The sequence below is a fragment of the Paraburkholderia largidicola genome (assembly GCF_013426895.1).
GTDB classification, from domain to species: domain Bacteria; phylum Pseudomonadota; class Gammaproteobacteria; order Burkholderiales; family Burkholderiaceae; genus Paraburkholderia; species Paraburkholderia largidicola.
Genome location: NZ_AP023176.1, coordinates 1,608,146 through 1,627,073, shown reverse-complemented (window position 1 = coordinate 1,627,073; position 18,928 = coordinate 1,608,146). Strand labels below are relative to the sequence as shown.

19 protein-coding genes are annotated in these 18,928 nt (G+C 61.7%); 13 read left to right on the top strand and 6 right to left on the bottom strand.

The window, feature by feature from the left end; translation table 11 throughout:
• Positions 1–212 precede the first annotated feature (212 nt).
• The 3 genes from PPGU16_RS36005 (at position 213) to PPGU16_RS35995 (ending at position 4,498) form a co-directional block, all read left to right on the top strand.
• Positions 213–1,940, top strand: coding sequence for a serine hydrolase (locus tag PPGU16_RS36005; protein ID WP_180725604.1), 1,728 nt, complete (start codon positions 213–215; stop codon positions 1,938–1,940).
• Between the two features lie 7 nt (positions 1,941–1,947).
• Positions 1,948–3,186, top strand: a complete 1,239-nt coding sequence (locus PPGU16_RS36000; RefSeq protein WP_180725603.1) for an MFS transporter — start codon at positions 1,948–1,950, stop codon at positions 3,184–3,186.
• Between the two features lie 493 nt (positions 3,187–3,679).
• Positions 3,680–4,498: a flagellin domain-containing protein gene (locus PPGU16_RS35995; protein WP_180725602.1), complete on the top strand. Its 819-nt coding sequence runs from the start codon at positions 3,680–3,682 to the stop codon at positions 4,496–4,498.
• Positions 4,499–4,583: 85 nt separating this feature from the next.
• Here the strand turns inward: PPGU16_RS35995 and PPGU16_RS35990 are convergent, their stop codons facing one another.
• Both PPGU16_RS35990 and PPGU16_RS35985 read right to left on the bottom strand, forming a co-directional pair.
• The gene (locus tag PPGU16_RS35990; RefSeq protein ID WP_180725601.1) at positions 4,584–5,396 is read right to left on the bottom strand and encodes a TlpA disulfide reductase family protein; all 813 of its coding nucleotides are present in this window, start codon (positions 5,394–5,396) and stop codon (positions 4,584–4,586) included.
• A gap of 132 nt (positions 5,397–5,528) precedes the next feature.
• Positions 5,529–6,125, bottom strand: coding sequence for a nitroreductase family protein (locus tag PPGU16_RS35985; RefSeq protein ID WP_180725600.1), 597 nt, complete (start codon positions 6,123–6,125; stop codon positions 5,529–5,531).
• Positions 6,126–6,384: 259 nt separating this feature from the next.
• Here PPGU16_RS35985 and PPGU16_RS35980 point away from each other — a divergent pair, with 259 nt between their 5' ends.
• From PPGU16_RS35980 to PPGU16_RS35970, 3 genes are all read left to right on the top strand, one after another.
• Positions 6,385–7,881 carry an MFS transporter gene (locus PPGU16_RS35980; RefSeq protein WP_180725599.1) on the top strand — a complete coding sequence of 499 codons (1,497 nt, stop codon included), beginning with the start codon at positions 6,385–6,387 and terminating at the stop codon, positions 7,879–7,881.
• A gap of 115 nt (positions 7,882–7,996) precedes the next feature.
• On the top strand, positions 7,997–8,221 hold the full coding sequence (locus PPGU16_RS35975; protein ID WP_180725598.1) for a hypothetical protein: 225 nt from the start codon (positions 7,997–7,999) through the stop codon (positions 8,219–8,221).
• A gap of 39 nt (positions 8,222–8,260) precedes the next feature.
• Complete coding sequence (locus tag PPGU16_RS35970) at positions 8,261–9,091, top strand: CmcJ/NvfI family oxidoreductase (RefSeq protein ID WP_180725597.1); 831 nt, start codon at positions 8,261–8,263, stop codon at positions 9,089–9,091.
• A 111-nt stretch (positions 9,092–9,202) separates the two neighbouring features.
• On the opposite strand, the gene PPGU16_RS35965 is transcribed toward PPGU16_RS35970, so the two are convergent.
• Positions 9,203–9,589 (bottom strand): MerR family transcriptional regulator, encoded by a 387-nt coding sequence (locus PPGU16_RS35965; protein WP_180725596.1) that lies wholly within the window; start codon positions 9,587–9,589, stop codon positions 9,203–9,205.
• A gap of 83 nt (positions 9,590–9,672) precedes the next feature.
• Here PPGU16_RS35965 and PPGU16_RS35960 point away from each other — a divergent pair, with 83 nt between their 5' ends.
• From PPGU16_RS35960 to PPGU16_RS35940, 5 genes are all read left to right on the top strand, one after another.
• Positions 9,673–10,581, top strand: a complete 909-nt coding sequence (locus PPGU16_RS35960) for an alpha/beta fold hydrolase (protein WP_180725595.1) — start codon at positions 9,673–9,675, stop codon at positions 10,579–10,581.
• A 21-nt stretch (positions 10,582–10,602) separates the two neighbouring features.
• Positions 10,603–11,517 carry an alpha/beta fold hydrolase gene (locus tag PPGU16_RS35955; RefSeq protein WP_180725594.1) on the top strand — a complete coding sequence of 305 codons (915 nt, stop codon included), beginning with the start codon at positions 10,603–10,605 and terminating at the stop codon, positions 11,515–11,517.
• Between the two features lie 109 nt (positions 11,518–11,626).
• The gene (locus PPGU16_RS35950) at positions 11,627–11,980 is read left to right on the top strand and encodes a winged helix-turn-helix transcriptional regulator (RefSeq protein ID WP_180725593.1); all 354 of its coding nucleotides are present in this window, start codon (positions 11,627–11,629) and stop codon (positions 11,978–11,980) included.
• Positions 11,981–12,006: 26 nt separating this feature from the next.
• Entirely contained in the window at positions 12,007–13,047 is a 1,041-nt protein-coding gene (locus PPGU16_RS35945) for an aldo/keto reductase (RefSeq protein WP_180725592.1), read from the top strand.
• An 88-nt stretch (positions 13,048–13,135) separates the two neighbouring features.
• Complete coding sequence (locus PPGU16_RS35940; RefSeq protein ID WP_180725591.1) at positions 13,136–13,339, top strand: hypothetical protein; 204 nt, start codon at positions 13,136–13,138, stop codon at positions 13,337–13,339.
• 41 nt (positions 13,340–13,380) lie between these two features.
• Here PPGU16_RS35940 and PPGU16_RS35935 read toward each other — a convergent pair whose 3' ends face one another.
• From PPGU16_RS35935 to PPGU16_RS35925, 3 genes are read right to left on the bottom strand one after another with little or no spacing between them, the layout of a single operon-like run.
• Entirely contained in the window at positions 13,381–14,136 is a 756-nt protein-coding gene (locus tag PPGU16_RS35935) for an ABC transporter ATP-binding protein (protein WP_180725590.1), read from the bottom strand.
• Positions 14,133–14,999 (bottom strand): ABC transporter permease, encoded by an 867-nt coding sequence (locus tag PPGU16_RS35930; protein ID WP_180725589.1) that lies wholly within the window; start codon positions 14,997–14,999, stop codon positions 14,133–14,135. The genes PPGU16_RS35935 and PPGU16_RS35930 overlap by 4 nt, the downstream gene beginning before the upstream one ends.
• 26 nt (positions 15,000–15,025) lie before the next feature.
• A complete protein-coding gene (locus PPGU16_RS35925) occupies positions 15,026–16,057 on the bottom strand; it encodes an aliphatic sulfonate ABC transporter substrate-binding protein (RefSeq protein WP_180725588.1) in 1,032 nt (343 codons plus the stop codon).
• A 264-nt stretch (positions 16,058–16,321) separates the two neighbouring features.
• Here PPGU16_RS35925 and PPGU16_RS35920 point away from each other — a divergent pair, with 264 nt between their 5' ends.
• Both PPGU16_RS35920 and PPGU16_RS35915 read left to right on the top strand, forming a co-directional pair.
• Positions 16,322–17,506: an acyl-CoA dehydrogenase family protein gene (locus PPGU16_RS35920; RefSeq protein ID WP_180725587.1), complete on the top strand. Its 1,185-nt coding sequence runs from the start codon at positions 16,322–16,324 to the stop codon at positions 17,504–17,506.
• 169 nt (positions 17,507–17,675) lie between these two features.
• Entirely contained in the window at positions 17,676–18,926 is a 1,251-nt protein-coding gene (locus PPGU16_RS35915) for an SfnB family sulfur acquisition oxidoreductase (protein WP_180725586.1), read from the top strand.
• Positions 18,927–18,928: the final 2 nt, after the last annotated feature.

Genomic DNA, 18,928 nt, shown 5'->3' with positions numbered 1-18,928 from the left:
GGTCGGCTTGCGGCTTATCTGGCCGCGACCAGCGGATGCTGAAGTGTTCGGGTAGCACCAACTTTCGCCCGACAACAGTTTGCTTTCGCCATGCTTCCATGCGGATAACCGCTTTGCGAATGCGGCCGCATTTCGACAGCACACATTTGGCAGGCACGACTTCGAGCACGCAGAAAGCCGGTTCATGAACATTCGACGCAAGGAGAATCCGATTGACGCCGCAGGAAAGACTCGAAGGCTTCGACGACAACATCGCATCGCTATTGCAGCAATGGAATGCGCCCGCCATCGGCGTCGCTGTCGTCGTCGATGAGGTGCCCGTCCTCACACGCGGATATGGCTTTCGCGACTACGACAAGCGCCTGCCGTTCGATGCGTCGACGCGCTTTCCCATCGCGTCGAACACGAAGCTGTTCGTCGCGCTGGCCGCCGGCATGCTCGTCGAAGAAGGCAAGCTCACGTTCGACACACCGCTTTGCGATCATCTGCCGGAACTGCGCTTTCATAACGACATACTGACGCGATCCGTCACGCTGCGCGATCTGCTCGCGCACCGCACGGGCATCACGCGTCACGACATGATGACCTACGGCGCAGCGGCGACGCCGAAGCAGGTATTCGAGCGCCTGCATCTGATGAAGCCGAGCGCCGGCTTGCGCGAAACGTTCATCTACAACAACGTGATGTACTACGCGGTGGCGCATGTGATCGAACGCTTGGGCGGCATGTCATGGACCGATCTGGTCCGCGAGCGCATGCTCGAACCGGCGGCCATGCGCGATACGTCGTTTCTCTATTCGGATCTGCTCGACGAGCCGAATCTGGCCATCGGCTACACCGGGTACCGCGACCGCCGCGAACTGCGCAAGCTCGATACCAGGCGGAAAAGCGATCCGCCGTGGCCGTCCGGCAGCATGGTATCGACGCTCGGCGACATGTCGCGCTGGTTGTCGCTGCTCGTCAACGACGGCAAGATCGACGACACGCAGGTGATATCGAAGAGCCTGCTGCGCGAGACGATGGCGCCCGCGATACCGCTGCCGAACCCGGCGCCGGAGCTACACGGCTGGTGGGAATCGCTCGGCGGCGCGTACGGTTTGGGAAGGCAAACGGAAGTCTATCGCGGGCATCTGTTGGCCTCGCATGGCGGCGATATCCCCGGCTTTCATTCGAAGGTCTCGGTCATGCCGAAAGAGCGGATCGGCGTGAGCGTGTTCGTGATCGGCGACCATTGCGCGGCATTGCGCGACGTCGTGCACTATCAGCTCTATGAGCGTTTGCTGGGCCTCGAACTCACGCCCTGGAACGAGCGTCTGCTCGAGCTGCTGGAACCCGCGCGGCAAGCGATGTCGAAAGCGCGCAGCAGCCGCTACGAAGACCGCATCGAGGGCACGAAACCATCGCATCCGCTGGAAGACTACGCGGGCGACTTCGCGCATGAGGCCTATGGCACGATCGCGATTGCGTTTGAGAACGACCATCTACGCCTGAAGTTTCGCGATCACGATTTGCAGTTGAAGCACTATCACTACGACCGCTTCGACGCCGAAGTCGAAGATCCCGAGGACGACGCACGCTGGCGCATCAATTTTCAGGCGACACACGAAGGCGATATCGACCGCTTCGTCACGAAGATGGTCGAGAACGAAGTCGTATTCGTGCGCAAGGAATTCGCTCATGTGCCTGCAGTATTGCAGAGCTTTACGGGAGCCTATGAAACGGCCGTCGGCGGTCGCGTCGACGTGATTCAACGCGATGACGGCACCTTGTGGCTGCGTGTACCCGGACAACGCGATGAGCGCTTCATTGCCGCGCGTGATCGCGTGTTTCGCATTGCGTCCGCGCCAGGCTCGACGTTCGAGTTCATCGAGCGCGACGCACAGATCGTCTCGCTCGATCAGATGACCGGGGCGGGGCGTTTCGTTCTTCGCAAGGTGTGACGGGTCTATGGACGAGGATCCTGCTTCCCGGGAACAGCCAGCGTCCGGCCGGTCCCGCGTCAGCACGCTTCGGCAGATACCCGGCAGCGTCTGGGTGTTGGGCTGCGTGAGCCTGTTGATGGACATCTCATCGGAGATCATCCACAGCCTGCTGCCGATGTTCATGCTGGCGAGCCTCGGCGCGAGCGCGACGACGATCGGATTGATCGAGGGCATTGCCGAGGCGACGGCGCCCATCGTCAAGGTCTTCTCCGGCGCGCTCAGCGATTACCTCGGCAATCGCAAGTGGCTCGCCGTCGCGGGCTACGGGCTGGGCGCGCTGAGCAAACCGTTGTTCGCGATTGCGCCGACCCTCGGCCTCGTCGTGACGGCGCGCGTCATAGACCGGATCGGCAAAGGCATTCGCGGCGCACCACGCGATGCGCTCGTCGCCGATGTCACGCCGCCGGACCTGCGCGGCGCCGCGTTCGGATTGCGGCAGTCGCTCGATACGGTGGGCGCGTTTCTCGGGCCCTTGCTCGCGGCCGCGATCATGCTGGTCTGGGCGAATGACTTCCGGCTGGCGTTCTGGCTCGCCGTCATTCCGGCAGTGCTGGCCGTTGCGTTGCTGACGGTCGGCATCAAAGAACCCGCGCGCGAGGCGGGCGCGAAGCGCGTCAATCCGATCCGGCGCGACAGCATTCGTCAACTCGATAACACCTTCTGGTGGATCGTCACCGTCGGCGCCGCGTTCGCACTCGCGCGCTTCAGCGAGGCGTTTCTCGTATTGCGCGCGCTGGCCAGCGGTGTGCCCGTTGCGCTGGTGCCGCTCGTGATGGTCGCGATGAACATCGTGTATTCGCTATCGGCTTATCCGCTCGGCAAGCTTGCCGACTCGATGAGCCATGTCAGGTTGCTGGTCGTCGGGCTCGTGATACTGGGCGTGTCCGATATCGTGCTTGCGCACGCGCTGCACTGGGGCATTCTGCTCGCGGGCATCGTGCTGTGGGGCCTGCATATGGGCATGACGCAAGGGCTGCTCGCGACGATGGTGTCGCACAGCGCGCCTGCGCATTTGCGCGGCACGGCGTTCGGTCTGTTCAATCTCGCGAGCGGACTGGTGACGCTGATCTCGAGCGTGATCGCGGGCGCGTTGTGGGACACGATAGGCGCGGCTGCGACCTTCCATGCGGGCGCGGCATTCTGCGTGGTCACGATCGTGCTGCTGCTGGCAAGTCCCGCGCGACGCGTCGGGCCGCGCGGTTAACCGGCGCGGGCGAGCGAGGCTTACATTGCCTCGCTGTGAAATAACTTTGCTAACCCCGCGCGGCATGCAACAGGTTGTCTGCCTGAAAGATTTGCGGATAGATTGGCAACCGGATTGTCAGTCAAAGTTATTACCGCGTTAGCGATAAACGAGGTTTTATCGATTCATGCTTTCATGATGCTATAAAGCTTGCATAATTATTCGTAACAATAAAATCAAAGATGTTCTCTTTGTAATGCCTGTGAATGAAAATGGAAGAAGTAAGGCTTGGGTTAATAAATAGATATATGTATCAGTATGTTGCAGCGTTTTTGCTTGGCATAAATGGGTGGCGTCAACGTTGTAATCTCACATCGTTTTCGAGCGAGTATTACCGCGAGAAACCTAAAGCAATATTTGGAGGCGTCGTAAACCCCATCGAGTAGTGGCGCAAAGCAATGAATAAAACGCGCTGCCGCTCATGTCGATCTTTCCAGAACCGAAAGGGGTTGAAATGCTGAACATCAATACGAACATCATGTCGCTGACGGCGCAGAACAATCTGTCGGGTTCGCAAAATGCGCTCTCGCAGGCGATCAACCGTCTGTCGTCGGGCAAGCGCATCAACACGGCCGCTGACGACGCGGCGGGCCTCGCGATCGCAACCTCGCAGACGGCTTCGATCAATGCGTTGACGCAGGGCGCTGCAAACGCGAACAACGGCATTTCGATGGTGCAGACCACGAACGGCGCGCTGCAATCGATCGTCGACAACCTGCAACGCATCCGTCAGCTGGCAGTGGAAGCAGGCGACGGTTCGCTCGACTCGAACGCGCTCGCCAACCTGCAGGCCGAAGTGTCGACGCGTCTGACGGAAATCACGCGCGTTGCGCAACAGACTACGTTCAACGGTCAGGCAGTGCTGAACGGTGTCGGCTCGGTCAACTTCCAGATCGGCGCGTTCAATGGCCAGCAGATCACCGCGAACTTCGGCACGCAGAGCTGGGACTCGAACTCGCTCGGCATCAGCGGTTTGAGCGTGGCGACGGCTTCGGGTGCACAAGCCGCCATGAGCTCGATCGATAACGTGCTGACGAGCGTGAACACGTTCCAGGCCACGCTCGGCGCCACGCAGAACACGTTCCAGGCCGCCATTTCGACGACACAAACGGAAGCGACCAATATGAGCGCCGCCGAATCGCAGATCACCGACGCGGACTTCGCGACGGAAACGGCCAATCTGTCGAAGGCTCAGGTGTTGCAGCAAGCGGGCATCTCGGTGCTCGCGCAAGCGAACTCGATGCCGCAGCAGGTGCTGAAGCTTCTGCAGTAACGGGAACGGCATTGTGCATCCTGTGTCGGGCGAGCGGGATGCACGGTGTTGCCTGATGGGATCATCTTTAAGTTCGCCAATGCGCTTAAGGTCTCGACGATTCGAGCGACGGGTAAAGGCGCGCAAGCATTGCATCGAACGTTGCTTCCGATACGCGCCCCAAGTGCTTTTCCAGCAATCGCCCGTTGGCGTCGTAAAAGAGCGTGGTCGGATAAGCGGTGACATTCACGCTTTTCGCGAGCGCCAGTTGCGGATCGAAATAGGCGTTGTCGATGTGCAACTTGAGGTCTGCCAGAAATGTCTGGACCGTGTGGCGGTCTTCGCCCTGATTCACGAAAACCAGATCGAGTTCGGGATGTCTTGCCTGCTCGCTGGCCAGCACGGGCATTTCCCCTCGACAGGGTCCGCACCATGTCGCCCACAGATTGACGACAAGTGGTTTGCCGTTATTGCGCGCAAGTGGTTGCGGCATGCCGGCTTCGTCGGATAGCGATATCGCAGGCACGTGCGAGGGCTGATCGGATCGTTCGGCGACTTCGCCAGCGATGCCCCACGCGATCAGCCCCGATATCGCTGCGATGGCGAGCGGGCGTCGTATTGCCGATCGTCGTATCGCGGCAATGCCCGCGACGGCAATGCCCGCCACGATGCCCGGTATCACTGCGAATCCCGCGTCCCGGATATCGAGCATTGGCAGGAAGTTGCCGCGATAGCTCGGCAGATATTGAAGGACGAACGCCACCCGCGCGACGACCAGGCCAATGACTAACGCCGTCAAGAGGGCACGCTCGACTTCCGATCGCTTCTCGCCAGCGAACCTGCTGACGAATAACGCTACGGCAATGCCGATGAACAGTGCAAGAGGGCCGGCGGGAAGCGCCAGGGGACCGATATTCATTCGTTTGTTCCAGGTGCGTCATTGCGTGTCTAATGACCCGCAATATAGCGCCTGGCGTGCAAGTTGATGAATACCCTTAAGGCTCAGGAATATGCTCGTTCGTCTCGTTTCGGGCCGCTCGTGCTCTCGCGATCAGAATGCGAACTGTCCTTCCGCGGCGAACGTGGAGAGGGGATTGCGCGGACTTGGCGTTTCGCGCTTCTGCAATCCTTCCGGCAACGACGACTTGTCACCGGCACGGCCGATCGCGATCGCCGCTTCGACGGCATAGTCGTCGGGAACGGCCAGTTCCTCTCGGATGCGCTCGCGTTCGATCCCGGCAAGGCCATGAGCCTTCCAGCCGGACAGGCTCGCCTGCAGCGCGAAATAACCCCATGCGGCACCCGTATCGAACGAATGCGACGCTAGCGCGACTGCTTCGGTTGCGCCCGGCGGCGTGAATGACCGCTTCGACAGTACGATCAGGATAGCGGCGGCGTGTTGCGCCCAGCCTCGGTTGAACTCATTGAGAAAACTGAGAAAGCGGGTCCAGTGCTCTGTATCGCGTCGCGCATAGACGAAGCGCCATGGCTGCGAGTTATACGAAGAAGGCGCCCAGCGTGCTGCCTCGAGGAAAGTCAGCAGCGAGGAGTCCGGAATCGTGTCCTGCGCGAAGGCGCGAGGCGACCAGCGTTCCAGAAATTGCCTGTCGATGGGATGCTCGGCCGTACGTGAATTCGATGAAGTCATGATCGTGATGTGTCGCGTTTGCTCGTCGGCGTGTCGTGTATCGGGATATTCCGGCTCACGACCTTAAGTCGACACATGCACGAATCCAAACAATGTTTGCGCATATCGAAAGCAGCGAATGGACGATATGAGAAGCGCACAGCGCGAAGCGGAACGCATCGTAGCAGCCTCAATTTACATATATGCAATCGTCGTTTGGAAGACGTGATGGGCGTCGCTAGCATGCAGGGACTTTCTGACTTCCTGTTCGACATCCATCATGTCTACCGTTGCGATTCCATCCACGCCGCTGGACGCGTCCATTCCACACGAGGCCGCTCGTCCCGCTGTTATCCGGTCCGCCCAGGACGTATCGCGCATCGTCAACGCGGGCGCGGTGAAGGGCAGCAATGCGCGCATCGTGATCGCGATTGCGCTTGGCGGTGTTTTTCTCGATGCCTATGATCTGACCTCGCTCGCGTACGGCATCAAGGACATCGCGAAACAGTTTTCACTGACACCCGTGCAGGTCGGTTTCGTTTCTTCGGCGATTACGTTCGGCGCGATTCTCGGCGCGTTGTTCGGCGGCTATCTGACCGATCGGATCGGACGTTATCGCGTGTTCATGGCGGACATGCTGTTCTTCGTCGTCGCCGCGATTGCGGCCGGTCTCGCGCCCAATGCATGGGTGCTCGGCGGCGCGCGTTTCCTGATGGGGTTCGGCGTCGGGCTCGATCTGCCCGTTGCGATGGCGTTTCTGGCGGAGTTCTCGCGGGTGGCGGGAAGGGGCAATAAAGCGGCCAGCGTCGCTGCGTGGTGTCCCGCCTGGTACGCCGCGACGAGTACATGCTATCTGCTGATTCTCGGGCTGTACGCGATCCTGCCCGAGCACCAGCTCGGCTGGCTGTGGCGGCTCACGCTCGCATTCGGCGCGGTGCCCGCTATCGTCATCATTCTGGTGCGCAGCCGCTATATCAGCGAATCGCCTGTGTGGGCAGCGAACCAGGGCGACCTGGAAGGCGCCGCGCGCATCCTGAAGCGCTCGTATGGCGTCGATGCCGTCGTCGAACGCGCGACTGCGCCCGTCGCACAACCGCGCCGGGCTTCGTGGCGCAACTATGGCGTGCTGTTCAACGCCACGTACCGGCGCCGCACGATTCTCGCGGCGGTGATCGGCAGCGCATCGTCGTTCGGTTATAACGCGATCATCTTTGGCTTGCCTGTCATCATCACGAGCTTTTTCGCGCAAGGGCCGCTGACGACGATCGTCGCGTCGCTCGCGCTCAATCTGTTGTTCGCATTCGTAGGCGGCCTGATCGGCGTGCGGACTGCGCCGACAATCGGTGCATGGAAAATGACGGTACTCGGTCATTCGCTGCAATTCGCTTCGTTGATCGGACTCGCGCTGATCGGTCGTCCGAGCGGCACGGCGCTCGTGGCGGCAGCCATTCTGCTGCTGGGCGGCTATCTGTTCGGGCAGGGCTTCGGGCCCGGATCGCATTCGATGACCTACGCATCGCTCAGTTACCCGACTTCGCTGCGCGGTATCGGCGTGGGGTTCAATCAGACGCTGGTGCGCACGGCGTCGACGATCTCGCTGTTTCTGTTCCCGGTGCTGGCGGGCGCACTCGGCACGAAGGTGTTCTGGGTCATTGCGATCGCTCCACTGACGTCGCTGCTGGTGCTGCTCGCGATCCGCTGGGAGCCGTCTGGCTACGATATCGATGGCGAGGACTATGTGAGCGCACCGACCGTCACGGAGCGCGCAGGCGCCTGAGTGGCCAGCGCATCCATTGGCCGTGCGTTGCAAAGCATTGCACAAATGCTTGTTTGTGCAATGTCTCGCCTCTGACTAGATTCAATGAATATTGCTACGAGCAGGAGGGCGCATCATGTCGATGAACCTCGCATCGCTTTATCGTCAGGCCGTATTTCATCCGTTCAACGCTGTTCGTCAGCGGTGGCAGGCGCGACCCGTCGACGCCGCTGCGACACAATCGCCACCCGATGCGGGCGAGCGCCTCGAGCGTATTGCCGTCTATGCGCGTGCGGGCTACTTCAACATGGGCTACACGTTCGAGATGTTTCATGTGATCGGTGAAATCGCGCCGGACTAATGGAGTCGCGGAGTCGTGCGCATGGATGGAGCGTAAGCAATGAGCGATATCGTCGTCGAACAGCCAGCCGTTGTCGAAGCCGCGTTGAACTATCTCGTCGCAACGGGAGAAAAGCCCGCCACGTATGCCTACGAGCCGCCTGCAGGCGAGCCGCAGCGCAGCGGCGTGTATCGGACGCAGCGCGTGAATATCGTCAACGCGCGCGTGTCGCCGCCGCCCGGAGGTTTATCGCTGGATCGCAATGGCTTTGAACTGCGGCAGCACGCGAGCGCGCTCAGCGATTTCTCGGACCCTGCCGCGATCGAACGCGTCTACTACCCTGAGGCCGAAGCATTGCTCAGACGCTGGACGGGTGCGCAGCGCGTCGTCATCTTCGATCACACGCTTCGTGACGGCCAGGCGGCGCGAGCGAGCGGTGTGCGCGAGCCTGTCAAATTCATTCACAACGATCAGACGTTCGTCTCGGGTCCGCGCCGCGTGCGCGATCATCTGCCGCCGGATGAAGCGGAAGAACTGCTGAAGGGAAGAGTGGCGATCGTCAATCTGTGGCGTCCCGTCGGATCGACAGTCGAATCGTCGCCGCTCGCATTGTGCGATTCGCGCAGTATCGCGCTGAACGATCTCGTGCCGTCGGATCTGATCTATCCGGACAAGGTTGGCGAGACCTACGCATTCGTGTTCAATCCGCGGCACCGCTGGTACTACTTTCCGTTGATGTCGCCGGAAGAAGTCCTGCTGCTGAAGATCTACGATTCCGCAGGCGACGATATCGCACGGCTGACGGCGCATACCGCATTCGACGATCCGTCGTCGCCGCCCGATGCAAGGGCGCGGCGAAGCATCGAACTGCGCTCGTTGCTGTTCTTCTGAACTTGCGCTCGGGGCGTAAGACGATCCAGCCCGCAAAACCACAACGGTTACATAGACCGCGTTGCGCTCGAACAAGAGGGCGCCAAGGCCCCGGCCTGTTCTCCCGCCACCTCACTCGACGGGCGGAATCGCACCTTCCGACAATGTCTTCAGCAAGCGCGCGCGGCGGCGTTCCAGATCTGCGATCTGACGGTCGATTGTTTCGAGACGTTTGCGCTGCACGTCGCTGATCTGATCGCACGAACGGGCGCCTTCGATCAGCAGCATGCAGTCGGGAAAGGCGCGGATGTCGTCGATGGTGAAGCCGGTCGCAATCATGCGCTGGATCTGGCGGACCTGCGTCGTCGCCTTCTCAGGAAACATACGGTAGCCATTGCTCGCGCGCACCGACGCGAGCAGGCCGTGCTCGTCGTAGTGGCGGATCGACCGCACGCTCGCACCCGTGATCCGCGCCAGCTCGCCGATGGACAACAGCTTCTGTGATGGCAGTTTGCTCATTCGAAAAGGATAGCAGATTCTGCTTGACTCTCACATCAGTGTGAGGGTTGAGACTGAAGGCTGTCTATCCAGAAGAGGTTGTCATGTTTGCGCGAATGTTCCGTCATGTGCTGCTTGCCGCTGTCTCAACCGGTACGCTATTTGCAGCTTCATTCGATGCCGTTGCTGCTGCTTCGAGCTACACCGTCACGTCGGCGGACGGCGTGAGGATCGCCGTTCAGGAGAGCGGCAATCCTGACGGGCCGCCCATCGTCTTCATTCATGGCCTGCTCGGCAGCCGTCTGAACTGGGACGCGCAGACGCAGAGCCCGGAACTGCGCCAGTACCGCATCATTACGTATGATCTGCGCGGTCATGGACTGTCCGACAAGCCTTCGGGCAGCGAGCCCTATCATGATGGGCGTCGCTGGGCCGACGATCTCGCGGCGGTCATCAAGGGCTCGCATGCGAGAAAGCCCGTGCTGGTCGGATGGTCGCTGGGTGGCGTCGTGATATCGAACTACCTGGCGGCGTATGGCGATAAGGATCTTGCAGGCGCCGTGTATGTGGACGGCGTAGTCGAACTGGCGCCGGGTCAGATCGTGGCGCATCCTGACGTGTATCGCGACATGACTTCAGAAGATCTGAAAACGCATCTGGATGGCGAGCGCGCCTTCGTTGGCTTGTGCTTCAACCGGCAGCCCGATGCGGAGAGTTTCGCACGGCTGCTGGCCAATGCCGCGATGGCGTCATGGGACATGCAACGCGCAGTGCCTTCGATGACGGTGTTTGCGGCCGAGGGACTGCGCAACGCACATGTCCCCTTGCTGTTCATCTACGGTGGCCGCGACGCGCTCGTCGATACCCGACTGACGCTCATGCGCGCCGCTGAACTGAATCCGCGCATTGCCAGCAAGGTGTACCCCGAATCGGGCCATGCGCCATTCATCGAGGAACCTGATCGCTTCAATCGCGATCTGACCGACTTCGTCCGGGCCGTATCGCGGCGCTAAACGACGCATAAGGAGGTGAGCATGACGCAGGACAATGCCCGGACTGCCGCAAGCAGTTTTTTTCCCGGTTTTTCGACACTCGACGTCGATGCGGACGACGTGTCATTCAGCGGCGTGACGGGTGGTTCCGGGCCTCCCATCCTGCTGCTGCACGGCTATCCGCAAACCCACATCGCATGGCGAAAGATTGCGCCGACGCTCGCGCAAACCCATACCGTCGTCGTGCCCGATTTGCCGGGATACGGCGACAGCCGCACGCGACACGATCAGCCGCGATGGACCAAACGTCGCGTTGCGCAAGCGCTCGTGGCGTTGATGGATCGCCTGGGGCATGAACGGTTCGCCGTCGTCGGGCATGACCGTGGTGCGCGCGTCGGATACCGGCTGGCGCTCGATCATCCTGCGCGCGTCGCGGCCTATGCGTCGCTCACGGTGATTCCCACGCTGGACGCCTTCGCGGGCGTCGACAAGACCTTCGCGCTGAATGCATGGCACTGGTTCTTTCTCGCGCAACCTTTCGATCTTCCAGAGCGCATGCTGGATGCGGAAACCGACGCATTTATCGATGCGGCACTGTCGAAGATGGCAGGCGGACTCGACGGGATCGATCCGCTGGCGCTCGATGCCTATCGAGCCGCGTTTCGCAAGCCCGAAGTGCGTCATGCGATTTGCGAGGACTATCGCGCTGCGACGGTAGAGGATCTTCAGTACGACACGGCCGATTTCGAGGCAGGGAACAAACTCACATGTCCGGTGCTCGTGCTGTGGAGCGAGCGGGAGCAGCGGGCAGGAAAGGCGCTGCCCACCGATGTGTGGTCGAAATGGGCCTCGCAGGTGACGGGAAGGGCGCTGCCCGGCGGTCACCTGCTGCCTGAGGATGCGCCGCAAGAAGTGCTGTCGGCCCTCGTGCCGTTTCTCGAGCCGCTTCGAACGTAAACTTGCAAAACGCAAGTGATGGTGCTACTTTGTCACTTGCATTTTGCAAGTGGAGGCGGAAAACCATCCGCCCCATGCGCGCGAACATCCCAATCACCACATGGCGATCATGAAGGAACGAACCCAAAGCACGTGTCCGCTGTGCTATTCGCTCGATGTATTCGGCGACAAGTGGACCTTGCTGATCATTCGGGATGTGCTGCTGGGCGAGAAGCGAAATTACCGGGATTTCGCGAAATCGTCGGAGGGCATCGCCACGAACATTCTCGCCGACCGGCTCAAACATCTGGTCGAGCAAGGCATGTTGATACGCGAGGACGATCCCGGGAGCGGCACGCAGACGCTGTATCTGCCGACGGAAAAAGCGCTTGCCTTGATGCCGGTGATCGATGCGATGACCAAGTGGGGACTGGAACACGGCCCGGACCGGCTGAAGCCGCCAGCGGGCTGGAGTCTCGAATAGCCAACACCTTTGAACGGAGTGTCGTGATGCGTTACCGCGTTTTCGGTCGTACGGGTCTCAAGGTTTCCGCGCTGGCGCTGGGCGCGGGCATGTTCGGTACGGGCTGGGGTTACGGTTCGGAACGGGAAGCGTCAAAAGCCATGTTCGACGCCTATCGTTCGGCTGGCGGCAACTTCATCGACACGGCGGACAGCTACCAGTTCGGCCAGTCCGAGTCGATGCTCGACGAGTTCATCCAGGCCGAGCGGGACGACATCGTGCTCGCCACCAAGTTTTCGCTGGGCGCGTCGCCGTCGGCGGGGCTGCAAGGGACGGGCAATAGCCGCAAGGCGATGATGCAATCCGTCGATGCCAGTCTGCGGCGCCTCGGCACCGATCGCATCGATCTGCTGTGGGTTCATATGCCGGACGGCGTGACGCCCAGTGAAGAGATCGCGCGCGGCCTCGACGACCTGGTGCGCGGCGGCAAGATCCTGTATGCGGGACTATCCGATTTTCCGGCGTGGCGCGTCGCCACGGCTGCGACGATCGCGGAACTGCGCGGCTGGGCGCCGATTTCGGCGCTGCAGATCGAATACAGCCTGGTCGAACGTTCCGTGGAGAGCGAATTGCTGCCGATGGCCGCAGGATTCGGTCTCGGCACGGTCGGCTGGTCGCCGCTTGCGGGTGGCCTGCTGACGGGAAAATATCGTCAGGGCGAGACGGGTCGCAAGCAGGGGCTGGGTGCCGTGATCCACGACGAAAGCGACGCGCGCAAGACCGCTATCGTCGACGCCGTGCTTGCCGTCGCTGGCGAACTGGGCGTGTCGCCGGGGCAGGTAGCGATTGCCTGGGTGCTCGCCAAAGGGGTGTTGCCGATCATCGGTCCGCGTACCGCTGAGCAACTGGCCGACAATCTGGGGGCACTGTCTGTGAGCCTCGATCCTGCGCACGTGGCCCGGCTCGATGCAGCGAGTGCCATCCCGCTGGGATTTCCGCACGACATGTTGATGACCGAGCGCAACCGCAGCCGTCTGGCAGGCGGTAAGGCGGATCTGGTGGACTATCCAGCATGGCCGCTGCGGTAGCGCGAAGCCCGCATCAGGTCCGTCGCGCGTTTATGTATAATTGCGAACGATTCTCAATAACGCGCGCGGGCATCGTCGCTGAACCACTATGCAAAACTTTTTCTGTAAGGATCTGATCGAGCGCTTCGGTTACGGCATGGCCGTCTACATCGCGGCAAAGGCCGATGCGATGCAGCGAAGCATCGATGCCATCAATGACGAACGCCGCGCAGTTGGCCGCCGCTTGCTGGAGAACGCGAGCATCGACGAGGTCGTCTCCGTGCTGCGCAGGAAGGGCAAGCTGCCGGCTTGACGCACGCGCATCCGTCCGTTGCGTGAATGACGTGTGCAAATCTAGATCGGACTCGATGCGATACCGTCCAGCAAGGTATCTCGCAGCGCGTCCATCGCAGGGTCGCGCAGGTTTCGAGGCCGTGGCGCATCGACATGTATTTCGCGCGCAATGCGGCCCGGCAGATCATCGCCGGGTGGCGACAGCAACAGAACACGATCGGACAGGTGAAGCGCTTCGTCCAGATCATGCGTGACGAGCAGTATCGTCGTTCCGTGTGCGTGCGCGAGTGCAAGCAGGACACGCTGAAGTCGCGAGCGTGTGATGGCGTCGACGGCGCTGAACGGTTCATCGAGCAACAACAGGTCCGGCTCCGCGAACAGTCCGCGCGCCAGCGCGACGCGTTGTGCCATGCCGCCCGACAACTGTTTCGGCAGCGCGTCGCGCACGCCCGACAGTCCGACTTCTGCAAGCAAGGTGTCGACGCGCGGATCATGTCCCTGTCGAGGCCCGGCAGCGAACGCGATATTGTCGGCGACACTGAGCCAGGGCAACAACCGCGGTTCCTGAAAGATGACGCCGATCCTGTCGGACGGACCGCGCTGCAACTGCTGCTCCAGCAGCACCGAACCCTCCGCGTGCCCGTGGAGGCCCGCAATCGCCCGCAACAGCGTGCTCTTTCCACATCCGCTCGGCCCGACCAGACTGACGATCTCGCCGCGTGCCAGATCGAACGATACCTGCTCGAATACCGTGCGCCGCCCGAAGCGCCGCGCGAGGCCACGCACTCGCAGCAAAGGCGCGGACGATGGGCTCATGGCGCGTCTCCTGAAACATGGCGCGCATCGCGCCACGACAACGCGCGCGTTTCGATGAGCTTGAATGCGCCGTCGCTCAGTTTACCGAGCAGCGCCAGCAACAGGATCGCGCCGAACACGAGATCGGGTCTGCCCGTTTCGCGGCCGTCGCTGAGCAGGTAGCCGAGGCCGCGCGTCGCGGCGATCAGTTCGGCGGCAACCATGAACATCCAGGCGAGGCTCAGTCCCGTGCGCAGTCCCGTGAAAATCTGCGGCATCGACGCGGGCAACAGAATGCGCGTGAACATCGCGCGCGGGGTCAGACGGTTGAGTTCGCCGAATTCGATCAGTTTGCGGTCGACGCCATGAATGCCAGCGACCACACTCAGTTGCACGGGAAAGAACGCGCCGATCGCGATCAGCGTGATCTTGGGCGCTTCGTCGATGCCCATCCACAGCAACAGGATCGGCACCCATGCGAGCGATGGAATGGCGCGCAGTGCCTGAAACGCGGGGTCGAGCAGCGCATCGACGCGACGGCTCAATCCCATCGCGGCGCCGACCAGCAACGCGAGCGCCGAGCCGAGCGCGAAGCCGGCGTACACGCGCGCGACGCTCGCGCCGATATGTCGCGCGACGCGTGCGCCCCCCAGGTCCCACAGCGTTTGTGCGATCGTGCTGGGAGCGGGGACGAGATGCATCGGCAACACGGACGCGCGCACCAGCACTTCGATCACGGCGAGAAAGACGACGGGCAACGCATAGCCTGCATAGCGCCACAACCGCAAGGCATCGTGCGGCCGCTTGCGCGATGCGCGTTCGCGCGGCGAGCGCGCATGTGAATCGCGCGTATCGAGCGCGAGTGTCTGTTCAGTGGCAGCCATGATTCAGGAGAGTCGTGTTGCGCGCATCACTTCGCGCCGTTGCTCGCGATGACGGGCTGCGCGATGTTCGGATCGATCAGCGCGTCGATGACCTGATTGAGATCGGTGCCGCTTTTCACCAGCTGCTCGTCGACGAGAATCGGCGCGGCTGCCTTGAGCGCGGCGATCTGTTGCGCGCCGGGCTGCGGATGACCGAAGTCGTTGCGGCTGAGTTGCAGCTTCGCGACCGCGAGCGATACCTTCGATTCCTCCGAGACGATCTTCGCCGTATCGTCGGGATGCGCGGCAATCCACACGCGTGCTTGTTCATAGACCTTCAATACGCGGGCCAGTTGCTCCGGATGCTCGCGGATAAAGTCCTCGCGTGCGTTAAGCAGGCCCCACGTATTGAAATCGACATTGCGATAAAGCAGGCGCGCGCCGTCGTCGATCTGCGCGGCCGCCATGTGCGGGTCGAGTCCGGCCCACGCGTCGACCTGACTGTTCGCGAGCGCCGTGCGGCCGTCCGGATGCTGGAGATTCACGATTTCGACGTCATCGCGCGAGAGGCCCACGGTATGCAGTGCGCGCAAGGTGAAGAGGAACGGATCGGTGCCCTTGGTGGCCGCAATCTTCTTGCCTTTCAGGTCGGCAAGGTTCTTGATGGGCGAGTCCTTGCGCACCACGAGGGCGGTCCATTCAGGGCGGGAAAACACATACACCGCACGGATCGGATTACCGTTTGCCTTGCCGAGCACGGCAGCGAGACCCGCGGTCGAGCCGATATCGATGGCGCCGCTATTCAGGTACTCCAGTGCGCGGTTGCTTCCCAGGCTCAGTACCCATTTGACCTGCGTGTGATCGGCGGCGAACGCCTGTTCCAGCCAGCCATTGCGTTTGATGACGAGGCTCTCCGGCGAGTAGTACGCGTAGTCGAGCTTCAGCTCGTTGAGCGGCGCAGCCTGCGTGCTGCCGAAATAGCAGAGCGCCAGCGCGGCGGCTGCCGTCGTCATGATGTTGCGCAGAACGTGCGCGCGGCGCGCCCGCGCGAAGAATGCCAAGCCCCGGATCGATGCCATCGATTGTCCTTATGGTCGCGTGTGATTTGAGCTTCAATGTAACGAAGTGAATCGCATCGGGGAACCAATTAAAGTTCAGAATCAAAGCAGTCCTGGCGCTATTGCAGAAGCGCATTTCTGTTCCGGCAGATAATGTGCTGCACGATTCGCGTTGGCGGCATGCATCCAAAGCAGAAATTCGCATAAGCATTCAAGCACTCGATAGTATGTGTTGCCGTCGTGGCTTTCTTAAACTTGCCAGTCATCTTTCCGGCCTTGCTCATCATGTCGACATACGTTGAATCCAATCCCGCTTCGCAGATCCAGACCGCGCAGGCGCTCGCGCAGCAATTTGCCGCGAGTGCGGTCGAACGCGACGAAAAGGGCGGCACGCCCAAGGCCGAGCGCGACGCGATCAGGGCCAGCGGCCTGCTGGCGCTGTCCATTCCCCAACAGTACGGCGGAACAGGCGCGAACTGGACCCAGACGCTCGATGTCGTCAGGACGTTCGCGCGGGTCGACAGTTCGATTGCGCATGTGTTCGGCTTTCATCATCTGCTGCTTGCGACCGTCCGGCTATTCGGACGCCCGGATCAATGGGAGCCGTGGTTCGAGCAGACCGCGCAGAAGAACTGGTTCTGGGGCAACACGCTGAATCCGTTGGATACGCGCACCGTCGTGCAACGCGTGGGCGACGGGTACGAATTCTCAGGCAGGAAGAGCTTTTGTTCGGGTGCACTCGATTCCGACATGCTGGTCGCGTCCGGGCTGGACGCCGTCAGCCGCAAGTTGCTGATCGCGGCCATTCCCACGTCCCGTTCCGGTATCACGTTGAATCACGACTGGAACAGCTTCGGACAGCGGCAGACGGATAGCGGCAGCGCGCTGTTCGAGAACGTGCGCGTTGAAGAAAGCGAACTGCTGCTCGAGCCGGGTCCGTTGAGTACGCCCTTCGCGTGCCTGCGTCCGTTGTTGGCGCAACTGATTTTTACGCAGATGTTTCTTGGAATCGGCGAAGGCGTCTTTGCGGAGATGAAGCACTACACGCGCCATGAATCGCGCCCGTGGTTCAAATCGCCTGCGGAGCAGGCGAGCAAGGATCCTCATACGTTGCGTCACTACGGCGAGTTCTGGGTTGGGCTGGAAAGCGTCCGTCTGCTGGCCGGGCGCGCGGTGCAACTGTTCGACGAGGCCTGGGCGCGTGGCGCCGAACTCGACGAAACGACACGCGGACATGTTGCCGTTGCGATCGCCACGGCCAAGGTTGCCGCCACGCGCGTCGGTCTCGACCTGACCAGCCGGATGTTCGAAGTGGCGGGCGCGCGCGCTACGCATGGCGCGCTGCGGCTCGACCGGTTCTGGCGCAATCTGCGCACGCAAACGCTGCATGATCCCGTCGACTATAAGTTGCAGGAACTCGGCGAGTGGGCGGTGAACGACGAATTGCCCACGCCGTCGTTCTATTCCTGAGCATTCGATGCCATTGACCGAATTCGAAACCTGAACCTGTCATAAGCAATGTCAAATTCGATAGTAGGCCAGGCTCGCACGGGCTGATCCAATACGGGATTGGCCCTGTCCGCAGCGCGCCGCAACGGCGCGTCGCGAGCGTAGGGCTTCATCGTTCGTATGAGCCAACATGTCTACAGTCGAATCCTCATTGGCGGCAACGCAATTGCCGCGGCGTCCCGACCCCGCGCGCGTGAAGCGCATTACCGACGACTCCGAGGCGCTCGAAGCCGCTCATGCGCTAGCGGGCGTCTTTGCAACAGGCGCGGCTGAGCGCGATCGCCAGCGCATCCTGCCGTGGGCCGAACTCGATCTATGGTCCGAAAGCGGACTGGGTGCGATCACGGTGCCGCGTCAATACGGTGGCGCGGATGTGTCGTTCGCGACGCTGGCTGAAGTGTTCGTGATTCTCTGCACGGCCGATCCCGCGCTGGGCCAGATACCGCAGAATCATTTCGGCGTGTTGGGCGTATTGCGCGAAATCGGCACGCCGGCGCAGAAAGCGCGCCTGTATGGCGAAGTGCTGACGGGTCATCGGCTCGGCAATGCGGGCCCGGAACGGCGTTCGGCTTCTGCAGCCACGGTGCTGCAGGGCACGACGCGGTTGCGCGCGACAGGAGACGGGCTGCGTCTGGACGGCAAGCGTTTCTATTCCACTGGCGCGCTGTTCGCTCATCGCGTGCCGGCGCGTGCGACGGACGATGCAGGCCGTGCCGTTCAAGTGTGGGTGCCGCGCGATGCAGCGGGTCTCACGGTGATCGACGACTGGAGTTCGTTCGGTCAACGCACGACGGCGAGCGGCACGGTGATCTTCGAGAACGTCCCCGTCGATCCGCAGGATGTGCTGCCGATCTGGCAGCTAGCTGACCGACCAGGCCTCTTCGGTCCAACCTCGCAACTGATCCAGGCGGCTATCGATCAGGGCATCGCCGAGGCCGCTGTCGCCGATGCACTCGCATTCGTGCGCGAGCGGGCGCGGCCGTGGATCGACTCGGGTCTGGAGCACGCGACGGACGATCCCTACATCATCGCCGACGTCGGCCGCCTGCAGATCGATTTGCACGCCGCACGCGAGGTGTTGCTGGAGGCGGGCCGAACACTCGATGCAGTCGCCGCCGCGCCCATCGATGCCGAGGCCAGCGCGCGGGCTTCCGTTGCGGTGGCCGAGGCGAAGGTGCTGACCACACGCATCGCCCTTGAAGCGAGCGAAAAGCTGTTCGAGCTGGCAGGTTCCGCTTCCACACGCGCCGTCCATCATCTCGACCGTCATTGGCGCAATGCGCGCACGCATACGCTGCATGACCCGGTGCGCTGGAAGCTTCATCTGCTCGGCAACTATCACCTGAATCATGTGCTGCCTGCGCGGCATTCGTGGAACTGAAG

Excerpts from the sequence above, each read along its gene's own strand:
- PPGU16_RS36000 (WP_180725603.1), top strand. The coding sequence starts at position 1,948 with ATGGACGAGGATCCTGCTTCCCGGGAACAGCCAGCGTCCGGCCGGTCC.
- PPGU16_RS35995 (WP_180725602.1), top strand. The coding sequence starts at position 3,680 with ATGCTGAACATCAATACGAACATCATGTCGCTGACGGCGCAGAACAAT.
- PPGU16_RS35990 (WP_180725601.1), bottom strand. The coding sequence starts at position 5,396 with ATGAATATCGGTCCCCTGGCGCTTCCCGCCGGCCCTCTTGCACTGTTC.
- PPGU16_RS35985 (WP_180725600.1), bottom strand. The coding sequence starts at position 6,125 with ATGACTTCATCGAATTCACGTACGGCCGAGCATCCCATCGACAGGCAA.
- PPGU16_RS35980 (WP_180725599.1), top strand. The coding sequence starts at position 6,385 with ATGTCTACCGTTGCGATTCCATCCACGCCGCTGGACGCGTCCATTCCA.
- PPGU16_RS35975 (WP_180725598.1), top strand. The coding sequence starts at position 7,997 with ATGTCGATGAACCTCGCATCGCTTTATCGTCAGGCCGTATTTCATCCG.
- PPGU16_RS35970 (WP_180725597.1), top strand. The coding sequence starts at position 8,261 with ATGAGCGATATCGTCGTCGAACAGCCAGCCGTTGTCGAAGCCGCGTTG.
- PPGU16_RS35965 (WP_180725596.1), bottom strand. The coding sequence starts at position 9,589 with ATGAGCAAACTGCCATCACAGAAGCTGTTGTCCATCGGCGAGCTGGCG.
- PPGU16_RS35960 (WP_180725595.1), top strand. The coding sequence starts at position 9,673 with ATGTTTGCGCGAATGTTCCGTCATGTGCTGCTTGCCGCTGTCTCAACC.
- PPGU16_RS35955 (WP_180725594.1), top strand. The coding sequence starts at position 10,603 with ATGACGCAGGACAATGCCCGGACTGCCGCAAGCAGTTTTTTTCCCGGT.
- PPGU16_RS35950 (WP_180725593.1), top strand. The coding sequence starts at position 11,627 with ATGAAGGAACGAACCCAAAGCACGTGTCCGCTGTGCTATTCGCTCGAT.
- PPGU16_RS35945 (WP_180725592.1), top strand. The coding sequence starts at position 12,007 with ATGCGTTACCGCGTTTTCGGTCGTACGGGTCTCAAGGTTTCCGCGCTG.
- PPGU16_RS35940 (WP_180725591.1), top strand. The coding sequence starts at position 13,136 with ATGCAAAACTTTTTCTGTAAGGATCTGATCGAGCGCTTCGGTTACGGC.
- PPGU16_RS35935 (WP_180725590.1), bottom strand. The coding sequence starts at position 14,136 with ATGAGCCCATCGTCCGCGCCTTTGCTGCGAGTGCGTGGCCTCGCGCGG.
- PPGU16_RS35930 (WP_180725589.1), bottom strand. The coding sequence starts at position 14,999 with ATGGCTGCCACTGAACAGACACTCGCGCTCGATACGCGCGATTCACAT.
- PPGU16_RS35925 (WP_180725588.1), bottom strand. The coding sequence starts at position 16,057 with ATGGCATCGATCCGGGGCTTGGCATTCTTCGCGCGGGCGCGCCGCGCG.
- PPGU16_RS35920 (WP_180725587.1), top strand. The coding sequence starts at position 16,322 with ATGTCGACATACGTTGAATCCAATCCCGCTTCGCAGATCCAGACCGCG.
- PPGU16_RS35915 (WP_180725586.1), top strand. The coding sequence starts at position 17,676 with ATGTCTACAGTCGAATCCTCATTGGCGGCAACGCAATTGCCGCGGCGT.